The organism is Thermoanaerobaculia bacterium (genome assembly GCA_035717485.1).
In the GTDB taxonomy this organism is placed as follows: domain Bacteria; phylum Acidobacteriota; class Thermoanaerobaculia; order UBA5066; family DATFVB01; genus DATFVB01.
Map to the genome: position 1 here is coordinate 1 of DASTIQ010000304.1, position 4,191 is coordinate 4,191.

The following is a 4,191-nucleotide window of genomic DNA, read 5'->3' on the forward strand; positions in this document are numbered from 1 at the left end:
GCGGGACGTCGACGTCGTGCCCCGCGCCGTTGACCGTCAGGCGAATGCTCATCGCGGCTCTCCGGGGGCGAGCGCGCCGGAGGAATTCGCCGCGCCCGAGTCGGCCCGGTCGTGGGTCGCCGATCGCCGTGCCCGGAGCGATCCGCCGGAGCGGCCCGAAAGGACGCCCTGGATCTCGGCGACGATCGAGACCGCGATTTCTTCCGGCGTCTCCGCGCCGATGTCGAGCCCGGCGGGTCCGTGAAGGCGCGCGCGGTCGCCTCCGACGTCCCCGGCGTCGGCCGTCAGGCGCGACACGCGGTCCCGCGAGCCGAGGAGGCCGATGTACGCGGCCGGCGTCGGCAGGGAGGCCCGGAGAACCTCGAGATCGTCGAGGTAATTGTGGGTGGCGACGACGATTCCCGATCGCGCCGTCGCCCGCGAGGCGACGTCCCCCACGGTGAGCATCGGGCCGGCGAGGAGGTTCTCGAAGCGCCTTTCCGCGAGCGCGGTCGCGCGGGGCACGACGGCCTCGACTTGCCATCCGAGCGGCGCCGCGAGCCGCGCCAGCGCGGCGAGGTCGTCTCCGCTTCCGGCGAGGAAGAGCGTGAACGGCGGAACGACCGACTCCAGCAGTACGTCGGCGCCCCCGGAGAGCGAGAGAAACCGAGACGTGACCGTCGCCCACGCGGTACGGAGCGTCGCCGGGATTTCGCTCCTCATTCGATCCGATCCGCCGACGACCCGGCCGTCCCGGGAGAAGAACGTCTGATCCCCCGGGCGGAGGCCCGGCGTCGAGGATCGCACGACCGTCGCGAGCGTGCCGCCGTCCCGCTCGCCCGCCGCGGCTTCGAGCGCGTCGGGCCCTTCGCGGAAGTTCCCGAGAGGCGTCACGAGGATCTCGATCTTCCCGCCGCACCCGAGGCCGGAGCCGAACAGGACGTCGTCCCGGCTGCCGGTGTCGTACCGCACGACGATCGGTTCCCCGTTCGGGAGCACCTCGGGAATGCGGCGGCGCAGATCCGCGTCGAGACAACCCCCGCTCACGGATCCGAAGGACTCCCCCTCCTCCGAGAGGAGCATGCGCGCGCCCGGCCGCCGGTAATGGGAACCGTCGACGGAGACGAGATGGGCGAGGATCGCGCGCCTTCCCGAGGAGATCCACTCCCTCCGGAGCTCGACGATGCGCCGGAAGTCGCTCAACCGCGCGCCGCCTTCAGGTCTTCGGCGCGGATCGGGAGCTCCCGGACGCGCACGCCGGTCGCGTCGAAGACGGCATTCGCCACGGCGGCATAGATCGGAGGGACCGGCTGCTCTCCCGCGCCGAGCGGCCGAACGTCCGATGGGACGATGTGCGTCTCGACGACCGGCGCCTCCCCCATTCGAACGACCGGGAAATCGTCGTAGCCGGCCTGCTCGACCCTTCCCTTCGCGAAGGTGATCCGGCCGTGCGTCGTCGCGGAGAGCCCCCAGAGGATTCCGCTCTCCACCTGTCCTTCGAGACCGAGCGGGTTGACGGCGCGGCCGCAGTCGATCGCGCACACGACGCGGTGAACCCGCAGGTCTCCCTTTTCGCCGACCGAGACCTCCGCCACCTGCGCGACCGTCGTCTGCCGGTGGTAGATGTTGCACGCGATCCCGCGGCCCCAGCGCCGGCCGTCGCGGGCGCGCTCGAACCGCTCCAGCCAGCCGGCTTTCCCGGCCGCGAGCGAGAGGACCCGCCGGAGGCGGTCGCCGTTGTCGAGCGAGATCGTCCGGAGCTTCACCGTTCCCGGCGAAGGGATGAGATCCAGCCGGAACGCGAGTGGATCGCGGCTCGCGGCGCGCGCCAGCTCGTCGATGAACGACTCCCGGGCGAAGACGCCGGACGGATAGTCGACCGAGCGCCAGGCGCCCGTGTTGACGGGCGCCTCGACGGGCGCGTACTCGACGCGCAAGTCCGGAACGGCATACGGGTTGTCCACGGCGCCGTCGGGATTTCCCTCCCAGTGCACCGGATCGTCGGGGCGGAACGGCCCGAACATCGAGAGGTGGAAGGTGGAAACGCGATGTACCCACGCGACCGGCCGCCCTGCGGCGTCGAGTCCCGCCTCGATGCGATGGAGCGCCGCCGGCTGGTAGAAGTCCCCGCGAAAATCGTCCGCCCGGTCCCAGACGACCTGCACGGGACCCGCGACGCGGCGGGCGAGCCCGACGGCTTCGATCACGTAGTCGTAGCCGAGCCGGCGCCCGAAACCGCCCCCGAGGAGCTCGACGTGGAGCCGGACGTTCTCGAGAGGGATCCCGAGGAGTTTGGCGACGTCCTTCTGCGCTTCGTTCGGCGCCTGGGTCCCGACCCAGATCTCGCACGCGCCCGGGGTCACGTGAGCGGCGCAGTTCATCGGCTCGAGCGTCGCGTGCCCCTGGAACGGGTACCGATATTCCGCCGAGATCCGGCGGGCGGCGCGCGCGAGGGCGGCCGGCGCATCACCCTCGTTGCGCGAGGGCTTCGCGCGGGGGATCGCCTCCTCGAGCGCTCGCCAGTGCGACGCGGTGGAATCCGCGCGGTGGGGCCCTTCATCCCACTCGACCGCGAGCGCGTCCCGGCCCGAAAGGGCGGTCCAGGTATCCGACGCGACGACCGCGATTCCGGTCGGGATCTCGACGACATCCGTGACTCCGGCGATCGCCCTGGCGGCGGCCGCATTCCAGCGAACCGGCTTCGCGCCGAAAACCGGAGGCCGGGCGACCGCGGCTTTCCGGAGCCCCGGGATTCTCACGTCGAGTCCGTAGACCGCGCTCCCCGCGACGATCTTCGGACCGTCGACGCGGCGCACCCGGGAGCCCACGATCGTGTACGCCTTCCCGTCCTTCAGCGGCGGGTCCTTCGGAACCGGAACTTTCGAAGCGGCGGCGACGAGCTCGCTGAACGGCAGCGACTTTCCGCCGGAATGGAGCACGCGGCCCTTTTCGGTCCGGCACTCCGCGGCCGGAACGCGCCAGCGCTCGGCCGCGGCGGCGATCAGCATCTCCCGTGCGGCCGCGCCGACCTTCCGAAGCGGGATCCAGTTGTCGACCACGCTGCTGCTGCCGCTCGTGCGCATGTCCGGGAAATCCTTCCCCGGCATCGCGTGCCGGACCGCGACGTTCGCCCAGTCGGCGCCGAGCTCCTCGGCGAGGAGCATCGGGAGGGAGGTCCGCGCGCCCTGGCCCATCTCGGAGTTCGTCGCGACCAGCACAACGCTTCCCGATGGCGCGATTTCGATCCACGGGTTCGGGTGGAACGGCGCCTCCGCGGCGGTCGTCGCGACGATCTCCCCTTCCCCGGTCCAGGGGAACTGGAGAACCAGCGCGGCGGCCGCGCCGCCGAGCGCGGAACGGCGGAGGAAGTCGCGGCGGGTGGTGCTCATTCGGCCTCCCGGGAGAGCGCAGCCGCGCGATGGATCGCCCGGCGCATGCGGTTGTAGGTGCCGCAACGACAGATGAGTGACGACATGGCGGCGTCGATCTCGGCGTCGGAGGGGTTCGGCTTTCCGGCGAGCAGGGCGCTCGCCGCCATGATCATTCCCGGCTGGCACCAGCCGCACTGCGCGACGTCCTCTTCGAGCCACGCGCGCTGGCAGGGATGGAGGTTCCGTTTCCCGAGACCTTCGATCGTCGTGTAGGACTTTCCGCGGGCGTCCGAGGCGGCGACCTGGCAGGAGCGGACGGCGGCCTTTCCGTCATGAACGGTGCATGCCCCGCAGATTCCCATGCCGCAGCCGAATTTCGTGCCTGTCAGCCCGAAGTGGTCCCGCAATACCCAGAGGAGCGGCGTATCCGGATTTCCGTCGAAGACGCGCCGATCGCCGTTGACGGTGATTTCGATTCTGGCCATGCCTCGGGATACGGGAAAACGGCGCCCGAAGTCCCGAGGAAACGCCGAGGTTTGGGTGAAATTGGTCGCGAGTCACGGATCCCGAGTCAAAAGTCGAGTCGCGCCGCGGGGCCATTGAGGCCGCGCGGTCGAGCGCCACCCGGCGCGAGCCGCCGCGGTTCCTCCATTCGGACTTTCGCGATCCGAGCTCCGCGAGGTCGCGAATTCTTGCTCTCGTGGGGCGCCGGAGCGGTCGAGGGCGCAAAGCCCGAGCCGCGTGAGGTCACATCGCGGAAAGTCTCCCGAGTAACCGAGGGAGGAGGCCCGCGATGTGGGAGGCCGCGCGGCCGAGCGCACCCAGCGCGAGCCGCCGCGGC

Annotated in this window: 3 protein-coding genes; all 3 read right to left on the minus strand. The window is 71.1% G+C overall.

What is annotated here, in order from left to right; translation table 11 throughout:
* Positions 1-48: 48 nt before the first annotated feature.
* From VFS34_15975 to VFS34_15985, 3 genes are read right to left on the minus strand one after another with little or no spacing between them, the layout of a single operon-like run.
* Positions 49-1,182, minus strand: a complete 1,134-nt coding sequence (locus tag VFS34_15975; GenBank protein ID HET9795950.1) for an XdhC family protein — start codon at positions 1,180-1,182, stop codon at positions 49-51.
* The gene (locus VFS34_15980; GenBank protein ID HET9795951.1) at positions 1,179-3,368 is read right to left on the minus strand and encodes a molybdopterin cofactor-binding domain-containing protein; all 2,190 of its coding nucleotides are present in this window, start codon (positions 3,366-3,368) and stop codon (positions 1,179-1,181) included. Before VFS34_15980 ends, VFS34_15975 begins: the two co-directional genes overlap by 4 nt.
* Positions 3,365-3,835, minus strand: coding sequence for a (2Fe-2S)-binding protein (locus tag VFS34_15985; GenBank protein ID HET9795952.1), 471 nt, complete (start codon positions 3,833-3,835; stop codon positions 3,365-3,367). The genes VFS34_15980 and VFS34_15985 overlap by 4 nt, the downstream gene beginning before the upstream one ends.
* Positions 3,836-4,191 lie beyond the last annotated feature (356 nt).